This window comes from Pseudomonas sp. 51_B (genome assembly GCF_017491595.1).
Classification (GTDB): Bacteria; Pseudomonadota; Gammaproteobacteria; order Pseudomonadales; family Pseudomonadaceae; genus Aquipseudomonas; species Aquipseudomonas promysalinigenes.
In genome coordinates, this window is sequence record NZ_JAFGYW010000224.1 from 1 (window position 1) to 500 (window position 500).

At 61.8% G+C, this 500-nt stretch carries 1 pseudogene; it reads right to left on the bottom strand.

From position 1 onward, the window contains the following. Positions 1-470 (bottom strand): annotated as a pseudogene (gene tssJ / locus J5M56_RS24530) (type VI secretion system lipoprotein TssJ); the annotation flags it as partial. Between the last annotated feature and the right edge of the window lie 30 nt (positions 471-500).

Consider the following 500-nt stretch of genomic DNA (forward strand, 5'->3'; position numbering starts at 1 on the left):
GTGTTGCGGATACCGGCCTGATCGAGGGTCAGATCAGCCTCGGTGAGTTCCAGCGGAGTGATCTGCACGGTGTGCCGCCACTGGGTATCCGGCAGGTCGCGATAGGCGGCGAGGATGCCCACGTAACGGCTGCCCTCCTCCACGCTGAGTTTCAGTTACACGGTTTCGCCCGGGCGCACTTCGAGTTCTTCGCTGGCCACCAGATCCGGGTTGAGGGATTCCTTGGCGCGCTCGTAGAGGCTGAAGAAATCAGCGTTCTCGAAGGTCACCGGGTGCTTGAGTTCGAACAGGCGCACGACGATCGGCGACGGCCGCCCGTTGAGGTCCGGGTTGAGCTGATCGCTGCCGGTCAGTTTGAGGTTGATCTTGGTCACTTTCGAGTATGGCGACAGCGACGAGCAACCGGCGAGCAGCACCAGCACGGTGAGCGCAGTCAGCGTCTTGAAAAAAGCGGTCGAGCGGCGAGACATGCGCATCATCCTTGGTGGTCGGTGTGGAGG